The organism is Acinetobacter sp. UBA6720, assembly GCF_002454215.1.
In the GTDB taxonomy this organism is placed as follows: Bacteria; Pseudomonadota; Gammaproteobacteria; order Pseudomonadales; family Moraxellaceae; genus Acinetobacter.
The window spans coordinates 6744-26840 of record NZ_DKIK01000035.1; the positions used below are offsets into that span (position 1 = coordinate 6744).

At 40.3% G+C, this 20097-nt stretch carries 20 protein-coding genes; 6 read left to right on the top strand and 14 right to left on the bottom strand.

Translation table 11 applies throughout. The features are described from left to right. The coding region (gene bioB / locus B4F08_RS03080) for a biotin synthase BioB (RefSeq protein WP_291373090.1) at positions 1 to 901 on the top strand (901 nt) is incomplete at its 5' end. A gap of 66 nt (positions 902 to 967) precedes the next feature. Here bioB and B4F08_RS03085 read toward each other — a convergent pair. Further along, positions 968 to 1204 carry a hypothetical protein gene (locus B4F08_RS03085; protein WP_291373116.1) on the bottom strand — a complete coding sequence of 79 codons (237 nt, stop codon included), beginning with the start codon at positions 1202 to 1204 and terminating at the stop codon, positions 968 to 970. A 600-nt stretch (positions 1205 to 1804) separates the two neighbouring features. Between B4F08_RS03085 and B4F08_RS03090 the strand changes: the two genes are divergently transcribed. Then, entirely contained in the window at positions 1805 to 3442 is a 1638-nt protein-coding gene (locus tag B4F08_RS03090; RefSeq protein WP_291373092.1) for a long-chain-fatty-acid--CoA ligase, read from the top strand. Between the two features lie 69 nt (positions 3443 to 3511). Here B4F08_RS03090 and B4F08_RS03095 read toward each other — a convergent pair whose 3' ends face one another. The 4 genes from B4F08_RS03095 to prpB form a co-directional block, all read right to left on the bottom strand. Further along, positions 3512 to 4426: an alpha/beta hydrolase gene (locus tag B4F08_RS03095; protein ID WP_110974100.1), complete on the bottom strand. Its 915-nt coding sequence runs from the start codon at positions 4424 to 4426 to the stop codon at positions 3512 to 3514. Positions 4427 to 4660: 234 nt separating this feature from the next. Further along, positions 4661 to 5122, bottom strand: coding sequence for a DUF2147 domain-containing protein (locus B4F08_RS03100; protein WP_110974101.1), 462 nt, complete (start codon positions 5120 to 5122; stop codon positions 4661 to 4663). Positions 5123 to 5326: 204 nt separating this feature from the next. Beyond that, on the bottom strand, positions 5327 to 6463 hold the full coding sequence (prpC, locus tag B4F08_RS03105; RefSeq protein ID WP_291373096.1) for a bifunctional 2-methylcitrate synthase/citrate synthase: 1137 nt from the start codon (positions 6461 to 6463) through the stop codon (positions 5327 to 5329). A gap of 2 nt (positions 6464 to 6465) precedes the next feature. Next, positions 6466 to 7350, bottom strand: coding sequence for a methylisocitrate lyase (prpB, locus tag B4F08_RS03110; RefSeq protein WP_086210224.1), 885 nt, complete (start codon positions 7348 to 7350; stop codon positions 6466 to 6468). A 248-nt stretch (positions 7351 to 7598) separates the two neighbouring features. Between prpB and B4F08_RS03115 the strand changes: the two genes are divergently transcribed. The 3 genes from B4F08_RS03115 to B4F08_RS03125 all read left to right on the top strand — a co-directional run bounded on the left by B4F08_RS03115 (position 7599) and on the right by B4F08_RS03125 (position 9854). Next, positions 7599 to 8249: a TetR/AcrR family transcriptional regulator gene (locus tag B4F08_RS03115; RefSeq protein ID WP_086210225.1), complete on the top strand. Its 651-nt coding sequence runs from the start codon at positions 7599 to 7601 to the stop codon at positions 8247 to 8249. 120 nt (positions 8250 to 8369) lie between these two features. Further along, positions 8370 to 9290: an ornithine carbamoyltransferase gene (gene argF / locus B4F08_RS03120; RefSeq protein WP_119063370.1), complete on the top strand. Its 921-nt coding sequence runs from the start codon at positions 8370 to 8372 to the stop codon at positions 9288 to 9290. Positions 9291 to 9380: 90 nt separating this feature from the next. Beyond that, the gene (locus B4F08_RS03125; RefSeq protein ID WP_291373100.1) at positions 9381 to 9854 is read left to right on the top strand and encodes a hypothetical protein; all 474 of its coding nucleotides are present in this window, start codon (positions 9381 to 9383) and stop codon (positions 9852 to 9854) included. A gap of 29 nt (positions 9855 to 9883) precedes the next feature. Here the strand turns inward: B4F08_RS03125 and B4F08_RS03130 are convergent, their stop codons facing one another. The 8 genes from B4F08_RS03130 to rpiA all read right to left on the bottom strand — a co-directional run bounded on the left by B4F08_RS03130 (position 9884) and on the right by rpiA (position 17814). Next, positions 9884 to 10237: a YnfA family protein gene (locus B4F08_RS03130; protein WP_086210228.1), complete on the bottom strand. Its 354-nt coding sequence runs from the start codon at positions 10235 to 10237 to the stop codon at positions 9884 to 9886. Between the two features lie 92 nt (positions 10238 to 10329). Continuing rightward, positions 10330 to 12606: an ATP-dependent Clp protease ATP-binding subunit ClpA gene (gene clpA, locus B4F08_RS03135; protein ID WP_086210229.1), complete on the bottom strand. Its 2277-nt coding sequence runs from the start codon at positions 12604 to 12606 to the stop codon at positions 10330 to 10332. Positions 12607 to 12615: 9 nt separating this feature from the next. Continuing rightward, entirely contained in the window at positions 12616 to 13032 is a 417-nt protein-coding gene (clpS, locus tag B4F08_RS03140; protein WP_086210230.1) for an ATP-dependent Clp protease adapter ClpS, read from the bottom strand. A gap of 17 nt (positions 13033 to 13049) precedes the next feature. Further along, on the bottom strand, positions 13050 to 13796 hold the full coding sequence (locus B4F08_RS03145; protein ID WP_291373102.1) for a DUF6776 family protein: 747 nt from the start codon (positions 13794 to 13796) through the stop codon (positions 13050 to 13052). A gap of 79 nt (positions 13797 to 13875) precedes the next feature. Then, entirely contained in the window at positions 13876 to 14931 is a 1056-nt protein-coding gene (gene argC / locus B4F08_RS03150; protein WP_171264485.1) for an N-acetyl-gamma-glutamyl-phosphate reductase, read from the bottom strand. Between the two features lie 107 nt (positions 14932 to 15038). Continuing rightward, positions 15039 to 16151 (bottom strand): GGDEF domain-containing protein, encoded by a 1113-nt coding sequence (locus B4F08_RS03155; protein ID WP_291373119.1) that lies wholly within the window; start codon positions 16149 to 16151, stop codon positions 15039 to 15041. Positions 16152 to 16333: 182 nt separating this feature from the next. Further along, on the bottom strand, positions 16334 to 17017 hold the full coding sequence (locus B4F08_RS03160) for a M48 family metallopeptidase (RefSeq protein WP_110974107.1): 684 nt from the start codon (positions 17015 to 17017) through the stop codon (positions 16334 to 16336). A 125-nt stretch (positions 17018 to 17142) separates the two neighbouring features. Then, entirely contained in the window at positions 17143 to 17814 is a 672-nt protein-coding gene (gene rpiA, locus B4F08_RS03165) for a ribose-5-phosphate isomerase RpiA (RefSeq protein WP_086210234.1), read from the bottom strand. Between the two features lie 106 nt (positions 17815 to 17920). Between rpiA and ilvA the strand changes: the two genes are divergently transcribed. Next, the gene (gene ilvA, locus B4F08_RS03170) at positions 17921 to 19459 is read left to right on the top strand and encodes a threonine ammonia-lyase, biosynthetic (protein WP_086210235.1); all 1539 of its coding nucleotides are present in this window, start codon (positions 17921 to 17923) and stop codon (positions 19457 to 19459) included. Positions 19460 to 19495: 36 nt separating this feature from the next. Here the strand turns inward: ilvA and B4F08_RS03175 are convergent, their stop codons facing one another. Continuing rightward, positions 19496 to 19993 (bottom strand): hypothetical protein, encoded by a 498-nt coding sequence (locus tag B4F08_RS03175; RefSeq protein WP_291373105.1) that lies wholly within the window; start codon positions 19991 to 19993, stop codon positions 19496 to 19498. Positions 19994 to 20097 lie beyond the last annotated feature (104 nt).

A 20097-nucleotide genomic window follows, 5' to 3' on the forward strand; every position in this document is an offset into this window, starting at 1 on the left:
ACATCGCCAACATTTCCAAGCCAATACCATTCAAGTAAGTACTTTATTGTCGATTAAAACAGGCAAATGCCCTGAAGATTGTAAATACTGCTCTCAGTCAGCACGTTATGACTCAAAACTTGAAGCAGAAAAACGCATTGCTGTAGACAAAGTCATCTCTGAGGCAAAAGAAGCGTTAGCATCAGGCTCATCTCGTTTTTGTATGGGCGCAGCTTGGCGTAATCCACATGAGCGCGACATGCCTTATGTACTAGAAATGGTTAAAGAAGTAAAAGCACTCGGTTTAGAGACTTGTATGACTTTAGGGATGCTGAATAAGTCTCAAGCTGGACGTTTAAAAGATGCTGGTTTAGATTATTACAACCATAACCTCGACACTTCACGCGAGTATTATTCACATATTATTAGTACACGTACCTTTGATGACCGTTTAAATACCTTAGAATATGTCCGTCAAGCAGGCATGAAAGTGTGTAGCGGTGGTATCGTTGGTCTAGGTGAAAAGAAAGAAGACCGTATTGGTTTATTGCAAGAGCTTGCAACGATGCCAATTCACCCAGAATCTGTGCCAATCAACATGTTGGTTCCAATTGAAGGAACGCCACTGGCAGATGTCGAAAAACTCGATGTGACAGAATGGATTCGTACTATTGCTGTTGCACGTATTATTATGCCGCACAGCTATATCCGCTTATCCGCAGGTCGTGAAGCACTGTCTGACTCAGACCAAGCGCTTGCGTTTATGGCGGGTGCAAACTCGTTGTTCTCGGGTGAGAAACTACTGACCACGCCAAATGCAGGCGAAGGTAAAGACCGTCAACTGTTCAGCAAACTAGGTTTAGTGGCTGAAAAGCCAAAACCGACAGTGGCAGACCTTAGCCTAGATGCCATGGCAAGCTAATTCCTAAGATTTGCTAAGCACAAAAAAGCCCCTTATTCAGTATGGGGCTTTTTAATCTCTATCTATTTAACGTTCAGGTGACTGAGCAAAATTATGTGCAGTAATTAAAATACCATAACTGGCATTCAGATAATCGCCTTGGAAGACCTCATCTTCACCATTGGCATGGCGAACGGTTAATGTTTGGCGAATCGCGTCATAGTGAAAAGAATCAAAACACTCTTGATGCTGACACAGCCAGCTTAAAGTATCACTCAAATTATCATCAACAATATAAGTCTGTGCTTGAAAATTTTTAGTCATCATCTAGGTACGCTAAACACTGTGATCAGGCTATTGTAAGCAATTTTGACTGCATTCAGTCAAACTAAACCATAAAATATAGACATTAAAAAAGTGAGCCTGCGCTCACTTTTTTTACTTAATTTAGTCGGTTTTAGAATCCCCACACTTCCGGCATTCCATATGCTCCCCGATTTCAGTCATTTGTTCATATTCATAAACGTGGATGCAAAATAATTTTTTAAACAACTGAAGCATTTTTAACTCCTGTAAGTGATTTTTTAAAAATTAGCTTCTTAAAACGAGTATATCGTCCTGAAATACCCACAACTCATGTTTCATGAGCTATACACATTTTTAAACATACTTTCTATAAATTTCAAGTGCCTTTTGTCGAATAACAGCATAAAGTGATCAATGGTCATTTACTTTTTTAAATGATGCTTTTCATTTACTTGTAGTTCTGCTTCACATCACTTTTAAAAATGTGGCAGAAGATGAAACAAAACTTGATTTAAATTTGGATCAAGCTAGGATAAAAATACAATGAATGCTCAAAGCAGATGTTTTGAGAAACCAATAAATAATTTGATAAAAAAGCAACGATAAGGATATTTATACATGCTTGGACGTATGATGTTTCAACCGCTATTGATTAGCAATCTGATTGATCACGCAGAACGCTATCATGCCGACACAGCCATTATTTCTAAAAATACAGACGGCAGTATTACTGAAACCAACTGGGCCAAAGTCGCAGCCAACTCTAAACGATTTGCCAATGTGCTTAAAGGTTTAGGGCTTTCGCAAAGCGACCGTGTGGCGACCATCGCATGGAACAATCATCGTCACCTAGAATCTTGGTATGCCATCTCTGGTAGTGGTTATATTTGCCATACCATCAACCCACGTTTGTTTCCAGAACAACTGCTTTTTATTATCAATGATGCGCAAGATCGTGTGGTGTTATTTGATAAAACCTTTGCGCCACTCATTGCTGCGGTAAAAGCACATTTACCGCATGTTGAACACTTTATTTGCCTAGATGCCTCAGATGAAGCTATTACAGAAAAAATCGCCGATGTGAAATTTTATGATGACTTGGTCAGTAAAGAGTCTGAACAGTTCACATGGCCAAGCTTTGATGAGCAAACCGCAAGCTCTTTGTGCTATACCTCAGGTACAACAGGAAATCCAAAAGGTGTGCTATATAGCCACCGCTCCACCATTTTGCATAGTTTTGCCATCAGCCTACCCGACTCACTTAATCTGTCTGCAAATGACATCATGTTGCCTGTAGTGCCAATGTTCCATGTCAATGCTTGGGGTACACCTTATGCCGCGGCTATGGTGGGTTGTACAGTTGTATTGCCTGGACCTGGTTTAGATGGGCCGAGTCTAGTGAATATGATTGACTCGTATAAAGTTACTGTGGCTTTGGGTGTTCCAACCATTTGGCAAGGTTTACTGGCAGCAGCAAAACAATTAGGCAGTCAATTGACAAGTATGAACCGCAACGTTGTGGGTGGTTCAGCCTGCCCACCCTCCATGTTAGCGGCGTTTAAAACCGAATATAACTGTGAAACCATCCATGCATGGGGCATGACCGAAACCAGTCCACTCGGCTCTGCCAACCAGCTTAAAGCCAAACATCAACAGCTCTCTGAACAAGAACGTTTCCAACTGCGCTTATCTCAAGGTCGTCCGCCTTTTGGCGTGGATTTACGTCTTACTGATGAGGAAAAAGGCAACAACGAAATTGCACGTGATGGCGAGCAGATTGGCAATCTACAAATTAAGGGTCACTGGATTATTGACAGCTACTTTGGTAAAGCTGAATCCGCACTCACAACCGATGGCTGGTTTGATACAGGCGACATCGCAACCTTAGATGAAGACGGCTTCTTATACATCAGTGACCGTTCTAAAGATTTGATTAAGTCTGGTGGTGAGTGGATTTCATCGGTTGAGCTTGAAAACCTTGCAATGGGTCATCCAGACATTCTTATGGCGGCTGTCATTGCTGCAGAACATCCAAAATGGGATGAGCGTCCAATTGTGATTGCAGTGAAACGACCTGAAAGTACAATCACTGAACAAGACCTTTTGGAGTACTATACCGACAAAATTGCGAAATGGCAGATTCCCGACCGTGTGATTTTTGTCGACAGTATTCCACTGAGTGGCACGGGTAAAATGCTAAAACGTGAACTCCGCGCCCAATATGGCCAAGTGCTACTGGAACAAAACCCTGTTTAACGTTGTTTAAAATAAAAAGCCTGATCATATACGATCAGGCTTTTTCATGTTCGGATGGTTTAAATGCCATCAATACCATTGATTTGAAAGCACGTCTAATAAAGACGCTTTAAACACCTCACCATGCTTTAAATTTGGATAGATTAAAAATTTAGCATCCACTCCATGTTGCTTAGTTATAGCAAGCACCTCTCTATTATTGTTGATACCACTTGCATCAAAATTAGGACTCTGCTGGCTGCCTACATTTGCTAAAAGATCGCCTTCCATCAGTAATAGATGCTTTTTCGAATCTTGGGCTATTTTTGCGTTCTTAGTTTTTTTCATTATACGCTGATCAGCCCAAGATAGAGACGGGCTTGCGGCAAAGAAATGACTAAAGTAACGCCCATCAATCAAACTATCAAGGACAAATAAACCACCGTATGAATGTCCCCACAGTGCTCTTTTTTGTGCATCAAGCTTTACATTTTGCTCAACCCAAGGCGCGATATCGCTCAAAATCACATTTCTAAAATCAGCACTTCCCCCGCTCATTCGCTCTGGATTTCTAGGATCATGCGCAGGTTTTCCAGTCGCTAAATCCGCTGGCGTATAGTCCAGCGAGCGAAATGCTGTGGCAAATGGCAAATTGGTTTTATAACCTATAGCAACCAATATAGGCGCATCATTTTCCAGTAAAGATTTCAGCACATCCTCATTCAAATGAGACATCGCAGAATTCCCATCCAACATAAAAACAGATGGATAAGCTTTTTGTTCATTTTGTGCTGTTTTAGGAATACCTAACCACACTCTATATGTTTTTTGTGGGTCTTTAGATGCAAACTCTTTAATTTTAAAATTATAATACTCAGAGCCCACTTCTGCGATATTCGCAGCTAGAGGTTTCATTTCTGGCTTTGCATATAAACCTGAACTAAACCCCAACAGGGATAACGATGCCAATACAATATTGAAAGTCTTTCTATAAAAATGAGTCATTTTTCATGTACAAAATCATGTGATAACGAATATTAACATATAATAATGGTTATCATTTTCAACGAGTAATCCATTTTAATAAATATTCACTTAAACAATATTGTGGTCAGTTCGACTTCTTAAAAATATACTTTCAAAGTCAGCTTTCCTATAAAGCACATACGTCGAGCGATTTCCTACAAAAAAGCCACCACATTCAAGTGTGATGGCGATCTTTACCTTATCTTGAGATTTTTACAACTTTTTCCAAGTCATGTTGCTCACACCCTTCGCATCTTTTGCTGAAGCTTGTACTTTCAGTTGGTCTTTACCTGCGTTGATTTGTGCCGTATTGATATTATATGTACGACCATCTTGAGGATTTATCCATACGCCTTTTGCAAACGTCTGGCCTGTTTTATCAGCTACTAAACCGCTTAAAATTTGCATACCAAAGATTGGTTTATCCTTGAGCCCACCCTGACATTTTGTACAAACATCACTGATCGGTGCGCCAGCCAAAGGATAATATTTCGTCACTACTGCGCTATATTGTGCTGTTTTTGAATTCTTACGAATCACAATATCTGAAATATAAGAACCTGTTCGGTCATCAATAACCTTCCACGTCCCAATCAGTGGGTCAAAAGGCATAGCAAAGACAGAGTTAGACAACCCGAAACATAGTGCAGATGTACACAAAAATTTAAGCTTCATAAAATCAATTACAATTGAGAAAAATAAGAATGAAAACGGTCGCAATTATAGCAACTATATTTTTCTATTTATAAAATATTTCATGAAAATTAAACATTTATATGAAATTAAAAAATAATCACAACAGTCCAGACATCTAAGCACTTTTTTGAAACAGATATTGATATAAAAAAAGCCTCCGAAGAGGCTTTTTTGTTGACACACTTATGCAGCTGTACGCTCTTCAATTGGCACAACTTTACGTAGCTCAGGCCCAGTATAGTCTGCACTCGGACGAATAATACGGTTATCCGCACGTTGTTCCATCACATGTGCTGCCCAGCCTGTTACACGACTCATCACGAAGATTGGGGTAAATAATTTGGTTGCAATACCCATAAAGTGATATGCCGATGCATGGAAAAAGTCTGCATTACAGAACAATTTCTTCTCACGCCACATCACCTCTTCACAGCGTACCGATACTGGATAAAGCACTGTATCGCCTACGTCTTTGGCTAAGCGCTCTGACCAAATCTTAATGATGCCATTGCGTGGATCATTGTCTTTGTAGATTGCATGACCAAAGCCCATGATCTTTTCTTTACGCTCCAGTTTACCCAACATTTCACGCTCAGCTTCGTCAGCTGATGTCCAGTTTTCAATCATTTCCATCGCAGCTTCATTGGCACCACCGTGTAATGGACCACGCAGTGAACCAATTGCACCTGTAATGCATGAATGCATATCGGATAAAGTTGAAGCACACACACGTGCAGTAAATGTAGAGGCGTTGAACTCATGCTCTGCATAGAGGATCAGTGATACATTCATCACTTGCTCATGCAATTCGTTTGGCTTTTCACCATGCAGTAAATGCAGGAATTGAGCGCCAATTGAATCATCATCAGTATTTTCTTCAATACGCACGCCATCATGGCTAAAACGATACCAGTAGCAAATAATCGCAGGCAGTGTTGCAAGAATACGGTCAGCAACATCTTGTTGTTCGGCAAAAGAGTGTTCCGTTTCTAGATTACCCAGCATGGACACGCCTGTGCGCATCACATCCATTGGGTGTGAGTCTGCAGGAATACGCTCAAGCACTTCTTTCAACGCTTGCGGTAATTGGCGTAGTGATTTAAGTTTCACTTTGTAGGCTATAAGTTGTTCTGCTGTTGGTAGTTCACCAAAGAAGATCAAATAAGCGACTTCTTCAAATTGACAATTTTCTGCCAAATCTTGCACATCGTAACCACGGTAGGTTAAGCCTGCGCCACTTTTACCTACAGTTGAAAGTGCCGTTTTTCCCGCAACTTGTCCACGCAATCCTGCGCCTGTAAGGACTTTTCCTTCTGCCATTTTTAATTCTCCTGTTTAAACAGCTTATCTAATGTGTTTTCAAAGGTGTGATAATCGAGAAATTCATAGAGTTCTTTTCGTTGTTGCATTTTATCCAGTACATTGACCTGCGTACCGTCATTGCGAATAGCATGCATCACTTCCAGTGCTGCCTTTTGCATAGCGCGGGTCGGTGACAGCGGATACAGCACCATCGAGATGCCTTGTTCTGCAAGTTGTTCTTTGGTGTAGTATGGAGTATCGCCAAATTCGGTAATGTTCGCCAGTACAGGGACACCGACTGCATCACAAACGGTCTTGTACATCGTGATATCTGTCATTGCTTCGGCAAAGATCGCATCAGCACCTGCTTCCACACAAGCACATGCACGGTCAATCACTGCTTGTAGGCCTTCCTTTTGTAGGGCATCAGTCCGTGCCATCACCACAAAGTTTGAATCCGTTTTGGCATCAACAGCAGCTTTGACACGATCGACCATTTCTTGTTGGGTCACGATCTCTTTATTTGGGCGATGACCACAGCGTTTTTGTGCCACTTGGTCTTCGATGTGGACAGCAGCAGCTCCAGCAGCAATCATTTGTTTCACGGTACGTGCAATGTTAAATGCCCCACCCCAACCTGTGTCAATATCAACCAGTAGTGGTGTATCTACACGTTCGGTAATACGACGTACATCTTCCAAGACATTGTCTAAGCTGGTCATTCCCAAATCAGGAAGACCGTAAGAGTAGTTCGCAACACCAGCACCCGAAAGATAGATGGCCTTGTAACCCACCTGTTTCGCCATCATTGCTGCATAAGCATTGACTGTACCGATAATTTGTAATGGTTTTTCCACTTCCAGTGCTTGTCTAAATCTTAAGCCTGCAGACGTTTGTTCTGTCATAGTCCTTTCCACGGCATTTACTTTAATTTTCGAGTTTTGAGTATAGCCATAATGTTCCAATTGGCTATGACATTTTAGAATGATCACTCTAAAACTTTAGTCCCATGGTTCACGTTTTTATTGTGTAATTTTCTTCCATAAGCAGACCTTTAGTGCTAAACAGATACACCTCAAAAAGACAATGTGTGCATATTTTTGCTATGATAGCAACTAGAGATACACATTTTATTAGGCTGTTTTTAGTTATTATGCACACTTCTGTTCAACTTGAACCACTAACGCGGGATACACCACAAACTAAACGTGGTCATGAACGTTGCTTAGCGCTTTTAGAGAGTGCGACTAATCTTTTTCTAGAACACGGTTATGAAGCTGTATCACTGGATGATATTGTGAATCATGCAGGCGGATCAAAAGCCTCAATCTATAAATATTTTGGGAACAAAAAAGGCTTGTTTAAAGCAATTTGTGATTATCGGCGTGATCAATTTTATCGCGATATTACCCTGACTTGTATCTGTGAGACTGAGGAATTACGCACTTATCTTATTCGTATTTTAACCAACTTCCTCAAACACATCATTCAACCTAAAAACATTGCCTTTATTCGTTTAATACTCAATCAAACACAGAAAGATCCTGCGCTTGCACAATACATCCATGAAAATGGTGCACAAATGATTCAAAAAACTATTGCTCAAGCCTTATCTCAAGCACATGAAAAGGGACAACTCAATTGCCCCCAACCCAACAATTCAGCCATGCTGTATTTCGGTATTTTGCGCGACTATGAGTGGCGAATTATTTTGGGGGTCGATCTTGTTCTTGATCGCGAAGAACTCAACAATCATATTGAATATTGTGTAGACCGCTTTTTAGCAGGTCATCAAAAACTCTAGTTTTTTTGCAATTTCCTTTGCTTATAGTATATTAATCAACTCTCTTTTTCTTTTAACCAACCAACAACTAATTGTTGTTCTGTTTTTATTTCAGTTCTCAGCAATTATTGTGGAGTAACAATGGCTCTACGTCACTTTCTTACCTTACGCGATTTATCTACTTTAGAACTTAACCAAGTTGTGCAACGCGGTATTGAACTGAAACGTAAACAGCACAATAGCGAAGTCTTCCAACCTTTTGTTGGTAAAGTTATGGGTATGATTTTTGAAAAATCGAGTACTCGTACCCGTGTATCGTTTGAAGCAGGCATGAGCCAGTTCGGTGGTAGCGCAATTTTTCTTTCTCCACGAGATACGCAACTGGGTCGTGGTGAACCGATTGAAGATTCAGCACGTGTGATCTCAAGCATGTTGGATATTGTGATGATCCGTACTTTCGGACATGACATTGTTGAACGTTTTGCGTCTTATTCAAAAGTTCCTGTGATTAATGCTTTGACCGATGATCACCACCCTTGCCAACTGCTTGCAGATGTTCAAACTTTTGTTGAACACCGTGGACCTATCGCAGGTAAAACTGTAGCGTGGATTGGTGATGGCAACAATATGTGTAATTCATATATTGAAGCAGCGCACATGTGGGGATTCAAGCTCAAAATTGCAGCACCTAAAGGTTATGAACCCAAAGCAGAATTTTTAAGTGAATTTGCACACTGTGTAGAACTGGTTAACTCTGCTGAAGATGCTGCTGTCAATGCAGACCTGATCGTGACCGATGTATGGGCAAGCATGGGCCAAGAAGAAGAGCAAAAAATTCGTGAAGCAGCTTTTGCTGACTATCAAGTGAATGAACGCCTGATGGATCTTGCTCATCCTGATTGTTTATTTATGCACTGTTTACCTGCACATCGCGGCGAAGAAATTTCTGAAAAAATGCTCGACCATAAAAATGCTGTGGTTTGGGATGAAGCCGAAAACCGTTTACATGCACAAAAAGCATTGGTTGAATTTTTAATCAATGAAAATGCAAAAAAAGACTGATTTATTTTTCCAAAGAAAAGCACCTAAGGGTGCTTTTTTTATACGTGCAAAGCTATAATTGGAACATAATTTTTATAAGCGACACTTTCCATGCATTTCAAAAAGACTGGCCTGTGCCTTGCTACACTCCTAAGTACTACATTTTGTCAGGTTCACGCTTCTGAATTCGATGACTACCTACAATCCAAACAAATTATTGATGCAAATTTTAAAATTCAACAACCTGAAACGTTGAATGAAATATTAACGGTATTAACAGCAGAAGACTCCAGAACACTTCCCATTGAAATTGATAATAACACCATCATTGAACAATTTAATCTATATGCAGACCGTACCGAACTTAAAGGGATGATCATTACCCCAGATTTCGCCCAGTTTGAACAGGATTTAGGTGAAAAAGAAGTTCAAAAAGTGATTAAAAAGAATGTCCTGCAAAACTGCAATATTTTCTTCGAGCATCAATATCAGCGCCATAATCCCTACATTGTAAAACTACAGCTTAACTCCGAAAAAAACAGCTACAATTTAGAGCTAAAACAGAAAGACTGTGGTATCAAATAATAATGCCTTATAGTGATTGGTTCTCTGCTCTAGCGAACCAATCCTTGTGGTTGCAAAATAATCATAGCAGCACCAATTAAAACTACTGCACCGCCCATTATATCCCAACGGGAAAGCTGAACCTGATCGACATAACGCAACCACAGCAATGCGGTAAAGATATAGATTCCACCATAAGCCGCATAAATACGTCCTGACGCAGCCGGATGTAAAGTCAACAGCCACACAAAAGCACCTAACGCTAAAGCTGTAGGAATCCACAACCAATGGCTTCTCGCCTGATTTAAAATCAAATAAGGAAAATAACAGCCTAATATTTCCATCACTGCTGTAATTAAAAACAGTACAAATGTACTAAAAATCTTAGTGAATTGAATATCCATACAGTCTATTTTTACTCGCTATTGGTCTTTAAATCGTTTGCTTTCAATAAAAAACCCGTGCGAACACGGGTTTTTAGATGATGTAAAAATCTTTAAGCAGGTTCAGCCGTTTGGTCTTCAAAAACTTCGAGTTTCAAACCAACCGCTTTACCATTTTCTTTTTTCACAGAGACCGCAACATTGCCACCATGTTCTGCAAGCTCACCGAATAGAATCATTTCAGCCAGTGGTTTTTTCAAATGCTCTTGAATCAATCGTTGCATTGGGCGAGCACCCATTAGACGATCATAACCATTTTCGGCCATCCACTCACGCGCACTTTGGTCCACTTCAAGAATGACTTTTTTCTCGTCCAGTTGCGCTTGTAATTCAGTTAAGAACTTATCCACCACATTTTCAATCACAGTAGTAGGCAGCGCTTTAAACTGAATTACGCTATCCAAACGATTTCGAAACTCTGGAGAGAACGCTTTTTTCATCGCATCTTGGTTATCATTGCTGTTGTCTTGATCCATGAAGCCAATACTCACACGAGAAATACTTTCCGCGCCAATATTTGTAGTTAAGACCAACACCACATTACGGAAGTCTGATTTACGACCATTGTTATCGGTCAATGAACCATGATCCATGATTTGCAATAATAAGTTGAACACGTCTGGATGTGCTTTTTCAATCTCATCTAGCAATAATACACAGTGCGGATTCTTATGAATCGCATCAGTCAACAGACCACCTTGATCAAAGCCCACATAACCGGGAGGCGCACCAATCAAACGTGAAACCGCATGACGCTCCATATACTCCGACATATCAAAACGAACCAGCTCAACGCCCAATAATTTCGCAAGTTGTTTGGTAACTTCTGTTTTACCTACCCCAGTTGGACCCGCAAAAACAAAACTACCTACAGGTTTATCAGGTGATTTTAAACCTGCACGTGACAGCTTAATTGCTGAGCCTAAAGCTTCGATGGCTTCATCTTGACCAAAGACCACTCGTTTTAAATCGCGCTCAAGATTTTCAAGAACAGTCTTGTCATCTTTAGATACGGTTTTTGGTGGAATACGTGCAATTTTCGACACGATATCTTCAATATTTTCCACCGTAATAAGCGTATCATCTTGTTCAGCTTTCAGACGACGCTGCGCCCCTGCTTCATCAATCACATCAATGGCTTTATCTGGTAAGAAACGGTCATTAATGAACTTTGCAGATAACTCAACCGCTGAAATTAAAGCTTTGTCATCATATTTAACATGATGGAAATCTTCAAACTTGCTTTTCAAGCCTCGTAGGATATCAATCGTTTCTGAAATAGATGGCTCATTTACATCAATTTTTTGGAAACGACGTGACAATGCATGATCTTTTTCAAACACTTGGCGATATTCTTGGAACGTGGTTGAACCGATGCAGCGTAATGAACCATTGGCCAAAGCAGGTTTAATTAAGTTTGATGCATCCATCGTGCTACCCATACTTGAGCCTGCACCAATAATCATGTGGATTTCATCAATAAATAAAATCGCTTCTGGTTTCTTTTTTAAGGCATTCAACAATTGTTTTAAGCGCTTTTCAAAGTCTCCACGATATTTTGTTCCTGCAACCAGCGCCCCAATATCTAAACTATACACTTCTGCATTTGCCAATGGTTTAGGTGCTTTACCATTGACAATAAGCCAAGCCAAACCTTCTGCAATAGATGTTTTACCGACCCCAGGATCACCCACCAATAACGGGTTATTTTTACGACGACGGCATAGAATTTGTGCTGCACGCTCAATTTCTTTTTCACGACCAATTAAAGGATCTGTTTTTCCCTTTTGCGCTTCAACATTTAAATTGGTTGTGTAAAGCTCTAACGGGCCAGCATTACTTGAACTGCTCGACTCACCATCTAAATCTTCAACTTCTTCTTCCACTTGTACCTCGTCTTTACGAGTACCATGTGCTAAATACTGAGTTAGGGTTAAACGATTAATTTGATGACGTTTTAATAAATAAACAGCAAAAGAATCACGCTCAGAATACATTGCGACAAGGATATCTGCACCTTCAACTGTACGGTCTCCACCACTCGATTGCACATGGAATATCGCACGTTGCAAAATACGGTCAAAACTCTCAGTTGGATGCGGTGCTTGGTCGCTGTTCTCGCCCAATTTAGGGGTATGTTGCTCTACATATTCTTCGAGCTCTTTACGAAGCAAAATAATATCCGCACCACATGCTTTCAATGCATTCACGGCTGAATCATTATCAAGTAAAGCCAATAACAAATGTTCTACTGTTAGGAATTCATGTCTCTTTTGTCGAGCCATACTAACAGCCAAACGTAAGGATACTTCTAATTGACGACTGAGCATGGAACCCCCTTAATCTTTCGGCTCAATCTGACAAAGTAGCGGATGACCTTGAGACCGAGCGTAATTATTGACTTGGTTTGCTTTTGTTTCCGCGATGTCTCTCGGGTAAACGCCTGCAACACCCTTTCCTTCATAATGTACAGTTAGCATTACTTGAGTGGCTTGGTCAAGATTCAAAGCAAAGTATTGTTGTAAAATTTCAATAACAAAGTCCATTGGGGTATAGTCATCGTTCATTAAAACGACAGCATAAAGTGGCGGACGTTTCAATTCAGGTGGCGCTGTTTGGACAGCGACATCACTATTTTCGTCTTCATGCGGTTCATCATTGCTCAAGCGCGGGCTGATATGCCAATCGACATAGCCAGACTCATGAAAAGACTGCTTAATTTCGTTTAAACACGTTGAACGCTTAGAAATACCCATAAACTTACAATTCACAATTATTGTGCATTCGCCTCTGCCTGAGGAATTTCAGTGACAAATGCAGATTGACTTTCTACGGCCTCACCACGTGACCAACTAAAGCGTCGTGTCACTTGCGTGCTGCCTGTTAAACGGACTTCGATAAACTGTGGCGTAAAGCCTTTAGGCATCGTCCAACGCCCTGTTAAACGCTCATAGTTTTCAAAGTTAAAATTTTTGTCTTCCAAAGGAACAACCAAAACTTCTGTACCACGAATCAGTCTGAGCTCAACGGTACCAGAGGCTGCACGTTTTGAGGGACTGACTTGAACCAAATCAAGTTGGTATTCAAATGCATTTTCAGGCAAAGGTTTGATCGTAATATGCTGAACAGCCAAAGGAATACCGCCGCGTTGACGTAAAACCTCACGGTAAATGACTGCTGTCGTTTCAGACTGTGCTTGTTGATCTAGCGCTTTTTGCAAAGACAAATATAGCTCGTTTGAATTGGTGACAGCGACATCACGTTCCTGAACAGCAGCATTATAGTTTTTATTTAAAGCATCCAGACTGGTCTTTTGCTTTTGTACTACTTCGACCAGTTGCTCGGCATCTGCATCAAAACCCACCACCGTTAAACCCTGACGATGTCCAACGGTATAACCCAATAATCCGCTCGCAACAACCAATATTACTGCACCAATCGCTAAGGGCTTATTGGTCTGTAAAAACGGCTTTGCAGGTTCAGGCTGTTGTGACGTCATATTTGTGTCAGTGTTCGGCATCGTCATCTCTTATTTTGATTCAATTCAAAACACACATTTAAATCGAAATCTAAATGTGTGTGAAGTTTTAAAACGTTTTTTATGGTAATAAACCAATTCCATCTAGACCCGCAGTTTCGACAAATCCAAACATTAAGTTCATGTTTTGAACAGCCTGACCTGCTGCACCTTTAACTAAATTGTCTTGTACAGAAATTACCACCAATTTTTTCGGTTGCGGCTTATACAAAGCAATGCGTAATTGATTTGCACCACGCACAGAGCGTGTCTCTGGCGAACTTCCCGCAGGCATGACATCGACAAAAGCTTCATTGGCATAAAACTGCTCATATAAGCTCTGTACATCTATAGCTTCACCCGCATCAGTTAAATCCACATAGATTGTACTGAGCATGCCACGAATCATAGGCACCAAATGTGGCACAAATAAAATGTGATTAAACACATTTTTTAAGCCTGAAATATTTTCCAATGCTTCCACAATTTCAGGATGGTGACGGTGACCTGCAACGCCATAAGCTTTAAAATTATCCGCATTTTCAGAATAGATCATACCAAGGCTGGCTTTACGTCCCGCACCAGACACACCAGATTTCGCATCAATAATAATACTTTCAGGTTTAACTAATGTGTCGTTTTGCTTAAATAATGGCGCTAAACCCAGTTGCACTGTCGTTGGATAACAACCTGGATTACCAATGACATTGGCTTGTTTAATCTGTTCGCGGTTTAACTCAGATAAACCATAAACTGAATCTTTTAATAGTTCAGGACATGCATGTTGCATGCCATACCATTTTTCGAACTGTTCTAAATCTTGTAGACGGAAGTCTGCAGCAAGATCAATCACTTTGGTGTTTGCAGCAAGCAATTCTTCTGCATGCTTCATGGCAACGCCATGCGGGGTTGCAAAGAACACCACATCACATTTTTTCAGTTCATCAATATTCAAATCTGAATATTTGAGTTCGGTATGTCCACGTAGGCTTGGGAACATATCATCTACACGGCGACCATCTTCTGTACGCGATGTTAATACGCTTACTTGCACATTTGGGTGTCGTAGTAAAAGACGCAACAATTCAACGCCTGTATAACCTGTACCGCCGACAATACCAACTGAAATCACGTGTATTACCTCAAACTTAAACTATCCACTTTGTAGATGCCTAGTATGACAGGAAGTTTCTGCTTTCTAAACTGTTTTACTTGGAATTTATGCGTTTTTGGTGCTATAGACATTTAATGTTGCGCATCTAATACAGTCAGTGATGGCTCAAAACAAATTTGGTTTCGTCCTGAATTTTTCGCATCATATAACAATTGATCGGCAGCATTTATAGCATATTTTAAATTGTGTTGATGCACTGCAGCGAGTCCAAAACTCGCTGTCACAGTTATATTTTCTGAAGATAATTGAGTATCCGAAATGCGTAAACGAATACGATTAGCAATACTATAAGCCAACTCTAGATCATCTACTTGCAATAAAATAATAAATTCCTCTCCACCGAAACGTCCAACAAGGTCATGACCACACACGTTTTGCCCAATAATTTGACTCACCTGCTGTAAAATTTGATCTCCAATCAAATGTCCATAGCGGTCGTTAATTTTTTTAAAATGGTCAATATCACACATCAGTAAAAAATAAGACTGTTGAGATAAACAATGCAGCTTTACTTTGGCTGCTTCATTAAAACCACGTCGATTAAATAAATGTGTGAGTGGATCTCTTAAACGCTCATCATTCAGTTGATGGATAATATCTCGGACTAAAGTGCCCAATAAAACAATAGCAAACCACATGCTCAAGATAATGCTGGCAGCAAGCATCATTAACCACCAGACAGAAGTTGCCAACATATCTGCTTGTATATTTTTTAAAAATAAAAAAATGATGATGCCACGCGCGAAAGTATAAAGCACAATGAACAAATAGGAGAAATCAACTATTTTATTAAGAAAATCAACATTTTGATAACTCTTAAACATTGAAAATAAAACCAATGACTCAACCACAGCAATGGATATATTTAAAACGAGCATTCTGATCCACAACTGATCGTCAATATAAGAATAATAGCTCAACAAAACCAATGTGATTGCAATCAATATCGCACATCCAGACGAATGTGCGTTGGCTGTTTTTCTTAGCCCCATAGCATAAGCACTAGACCATGCCCCGAACAAATAAAATGATCCCAAAATCGGAGCGAACAATGCTAGTTGCTTATTCGACATGAAACACTGCGTAGCCACAGAAAAAGACGGCACGATATACCCTAGACCCAACCACAAAAGATATGCAGGAGCCTTAAAAACAAAATGACATATTAAAAGTAAGCTACCCATTAAAATCAGGCATGCTGGAACAATTAATATAAAATAGTGGATATCTGCAAAATTCACATTAAATGTCTGTCGACTGAAATTGGTAAATATTGATGTTACTGCATGAGGTTTATAGCATTTTTTAATGGCATCTCAATCAGTCTCAAGAAATATATTTTATATTTTTTGGTCAAAACTTGCTTTTATTTTTGGTACCACCAATGCGGCAATGCCGTTGTTTTTAGCGTTCTACGATGTTGTTGAAACGCTGGATCATGTTTCTCGACTTCCGACCAAAAACGTACACTGTGGTCAAAGTGCCGTGTATGCGCCAACTCATGCACACAGACATAACGCGTAATCGCTTCAGGGAACAGAGCCAAAGCACTATTCAGCATAATATCATGCTTTACACTACAACTTCCCCAGCGGGTTTTAGGCTGACGAACCGCGCATTGTACAAATTTTAAACCTGTTTCATGACTAATCTGTTGCAAATAGGCAGGCAAGTGCTGTTTGGCATATGCAATTACAAAAGATTTTAAATAACTTTCAGGCTGGCGATCACTAACCCACAGTTGGTTAGATTGCTCATCAAAAAGATAAGCATGTCTTTGTGTTTTATAGCTGATCGTTAATGCATGCTGTCGATTAAACAAATGTAATTCTGACGGTAGGGTTCGATCGACTTGTACAAGGCTCACTTGCTGCTTTTGCCAAGTTTCAACCATCCATTGCTCAGACTGATTTAAAAATTCCTGAATTTGTCGTTTACTACAGAACTTAGGCACGGTTAAACGAATTTGAGTCGGTTCAACACGCAGTCGTAAACGGGTCGCACGTGCATGATGGGTGATTTGGATTTCGGGTAGGTCTGTTAAGGTCATTAAAATTATTCTTTTATTGAATCATCCTCCCCAGCCCTCCTTTGTTAAAGGAGGGAGAAAAACACTATAAAAATGCTGTTGCTTTTAGCCCCTCATTTTTAAGAGAGACTTGGGGAAATTTAAAATTAAACTGCGGTACGTTCTTCGATCCCGTTATCCGTTGCAACCACAGCAATATCCGCTTTATTGATCGCAAAAATACCGTTACATACCACACCAGGAATGTTATTGATGGTCTTTTCAAGCTCAAGTGCATTTAAGATGTTCAGGTTATAAACATCTAAAATCACATTGCCATTGTCGGTCACTACACCCTCACGGTAAGCTGGATCTCCACCAAGTGCCACAATTTTACGTGCTACAGCAGAACGTGCCATTGGAATCACTTCAATCGGAAGTGGGAAGTCGTGACCTAACTGATTGACCCATTTTGAGTCATCCACGATACAGACAAATTTTTTCGCAATTGAAGCTACAATTTTTTCGCGAGTCAGTGCGGCACCACCGCCTTTGATCATATGCATATGACGGTCAATTTCATCTGCCCCATCTACATAAGCATCTAAACCGCCAACAGAGTTCATATCAACCACTTCAATGCCTAATTTCTTTAAGCGCTCAGCCGTTGCTTCTGAACTTGCCACAGCCGCTTCAAGCTGAAGCTCAGGTAAAAGTTCAATCAAGAAATTGACGGTGCTGCCTGTACCCACCCCTAATATGCCACCTTTAGGTAAGTGCTTTAAGGCAGCTTTTGCAGCAGCTTGCTTTTTTTCATCTTGGGTAGCATACAGACTCATAATTTGGCTCAACTATTTTTGACATTTGTTGCTGATTTTACAGCCCAAATATACAGGGGTTTGTTACAATGATCCCCTATTTTAAACTGTTAAATGGGAAATTAACATGCTGTCTCGTTTGGTTCGACAAATATTACAAGCAACAGTCTATGATGTTGCAATCGAAACTCCACTCGAAGCGGCACCTCGAATTAGTGAGAAACTCAATAACAACATTCGTTTTAAGCGCGAAGATTTACAACCAGTCTTTTCATTTAAGCTACGTGGTGCTTATAACCGCATTAGTCAATTGCCTCGAGCACAACTCGAACGTGGTGTCATTACTGCATCTGCTGGCAACCATGCCCAAGGCGTAGCCCTGTCAGGTAAAAAGCTCGGCATTCGCGCCATTATTGTCATGCCGAAAACCACCCCAGATATCAAAGTACAGGCAGTGAAGCGTTTAGGCGGTGAAGTAGTCCTACATGGCGACTCTTTTGATGTTGCAAATAAATATGCTATTCAACGTGCAACCGATGATGGTATGACATTCATTCCGCCTTATGACGATGAATTAGTCATGGCAGGTCAAGGAACCATTGGTAATGAAATTTTACGTCAATGGCGCGATATTGATTATGTCTTCGTGGCTGTGGGTGGTGGCGGTTTAATTGCTGGTGTTGCCGCTTACTTAGGTGATGTGGCACCGCACGTCAAAGTGATTCCTGTTGAATACGATGAATCTGCTTGCTTAAAAGCTGCATTTGAAGCGGGTGAACGTGTAGTACTGCCTCAAGTCGGACTATTTGCCGATGGTACGGCTGTCGCGCAAATTGGTGAAAAACCATTTGAAGTGATTCAGCTACAAAAATCAGATAACTCTGGCCCAATCGTTGAACGTGAAGTAGTTTTAGTCAACACCGACGAAATTTGTGCGGCAATTAAAGATACCTATGATGAATGTCGTAGTATTGTTGAACCGTCGGGTGCAATGGCTTTAGCAGGCATTAAAAAATATGTTGAAGCCCATGAACTGATTGGCAAAAACATCGTCTCTATTGTTTGCGGTGCAAACATGAACTTTGACCGTTTGCGCTATATTGCAGAACGTACTGAATTAGGTGAACGCAAAGAAGCTATTTTTGCTGTGACCATTCCAGAGAAAAAAGGTTCATTCCTGAATTTCTGTCGTGCGTTACAAGGTCGCAACATCACCGAATTTAACTACCGTGCGAGCGATGCCAGTGCAGCACAAGTCTTTGTCGGCATTAGCTTAAAAGGTGGCGAAAAAGAACGTCACGATATTTTTGAAGCACTGAAAACGCAGTTTGATGTCGATGATTTGTCTGATGATGAAGTGGCGAAATTGCATATTCGCTACCTGATTGGCGGGCATGCAGACATTGAAAATGAGCGTTTATTCCGTGTTGAGTTCCCTGAGCGTCCAGGTGCGCTATTAATGTTCCTTGAACGTCTTGGTCCAACGCATAACATCACCTTGTTCCACTACCGTAACCACGGCGCTGCTGAAGGTCGTGTACTGGTTGGTTTAGAAGCAAGTGATGCAAAACAGAACCCAGACGGATTGGTTGAAACTCTAGAAAGTATTTCATATCCATACGAAGAAATTACCAATAACTTAGGTTATCAACGTTTCTTAAAATAAAAGATTCAATACATAAAACCGCCCTTAGAGGCGGTTTTATTCTATGAGCTGGATTGGCTCTTCATCACCAAACGTATGGTTATATGTCACAATGATTCTGTCGATCAGCTCATCATTATGCGGAACCAACAGCCAATATGGATTTTCTCGCTCTATCACCAACAGGCTAAGTTCATAAGGTTCAATAAAAATCTTAATGTGGTTAAAAATCACATCAAAACTAAACTCAAAATCATAGCTGTGCATATCTGAGTTTTCTTTAAGTTCATCACTGTCGTACATATGGTAAAAAGAAGCCATATCATCGTTGATTTGATTTTTCAGTTGATCTAAATCAACCCCAAGTTGTTGTAGTCTGTGGCATTCATCAATACCATTTTGCTGAAAATCATCGAGTGCTATTTTTTGTATATTTGAATAATAGGTATTTAACCAACGAACAAAGTACTCGAACTCATCTTGTTCTTCAGGAATTGCGGTATCATTTAGTTCTGGAAAGGCAATTCTAAGGGATTCATATAGTGTCTTCCGCATTTATATACTCCTCTGTATGAGTGATATATTCGGTATAACTCAAAAATGATTGATCAAAAAAGTGTGTCTGTATAAAGATGACATCTTGTGAAATTCGACACAAC

Bases quoted from the DNA above. Each gene is read 5' to 3' on its own strand.
- clpA (WP_086210229.1), bottom strand. From the start codon at position 12,606: ATGCTCAGTCGTCAATTAGAAGTATCCTTACGTTTGGCTGTTAGTATG.
- B4F08_RS03115 (WP_086210225.1), top strand. From the start codon at position 7,599: ATGCACACTTCTGTTCAACTTGAACCACTAACGCGGGATACACCACAA.
- B4F08_RS03155 (WP_291373119.1), bottom strand. From the start codon at position 16,151: ATGGGTAGCTTACTTTTAATATGTCATTTTGTTTTTAAGGCTCCTGCA.
- B4F08_RS03125 (WP_291373100.1), top strand. From the start codon at position 9,381: ATGCATTTCAAAAAGACTGGCCTGTGCCTTGCTACACTCCTAAGTACT.
- argF (WP_119063370.1), top strand. From the start codon at position 8,370: ATGGCTCTACGTCACTTTCTTACCTTACGCGATTTATCTACTTTAGAA.
- B4F08_RS03130 (WP_086210228.1), bottom strand. From the start codon at position 10,237: ATGGATATTCAATTCACTAAGATTTTTAGTACATTTGTACTGTTTTTA.
- B4F08_RS03100 (WP_110974101.1), bottom strand. From the start codon at position 5,122: ATGAAGCTTAAATTTTTGTGTACATCTGCACTATGTTTCGGGTTGTCT.
- rpiA (WP_086210234.1), bottom strand. From the start codon at position 17,814: ATGAGTCTGTATGCTACCCAAGATGAAAAAAAGCAAGCTGCTGCAAAA.
- ilvA (WP_086210235.1), top strand. From the start codon at position 17,921: ATGCTGTCTCGTTTGGTTCGACAAATATTACAAGCAACAGTCTATGAT.
- B4F08_RS03175 (WP_291373105.1), bottom strand. From the start codon at position 19,993: ATGCGGAAGACACTATATGAATCCCTTAGAATTGCCTTTCCAGAACTA.
- B4F08_RS03095 (WP_110974100.1), bottom strand. From the start codon at position 4,426: ATGACTCATTTTTATAGAAAGACTTTCAATATTGTATTGGCATCGTTA.
- clpS (WP_086210230.1), bottom strand. From the start codon at position 13,032: ATGGGTATTTCTAAGCGTTCAACGTGTTTAAACGAAATTAAGCAGTCT.
- B4F08_RS03160 (WP_110974107.1), bottom strand. From the start codon at position 17,017: ATGACCTTAACAGACCTACCCGAAATCCAAATCACCCATCATGCACGT.
- prpC (WP_291373096.1), bottom strand. From the start codon at position 6,463: ATGGCAGAAGGAAAAGTCCTTACAGGCGCAGGATTGCGTGGACAAGTT.
- B4F08_RS03145 (WP_291373102.1), bottom strand. From the start codon at position 13,796: ATGCCGAACACTGACACAAATATGACGTCACAACAGCCTGAACCTGCA.
- B4F08_RS03085 (WP_291373116.1), bottom strand. From the start codon at position 1,204: ATGACTAAAAATTTTCAAGCACAGACTTATATTGTTGATGATAATTTG.
- B4F08_RS03090 (WP_291373092.1), top strand. From the start codon at position 1,805: ATGCTTGGACGTATGATGTTTCAACCGCTATTGATTAGCAATCTGATT.
- prpB (WP_086210224.1), bottom strand. From the start codon at position 7,350: ATGACAGAACAAACGTCTGCAGGCTTAAGATTTAGACAAGCACTGGAA.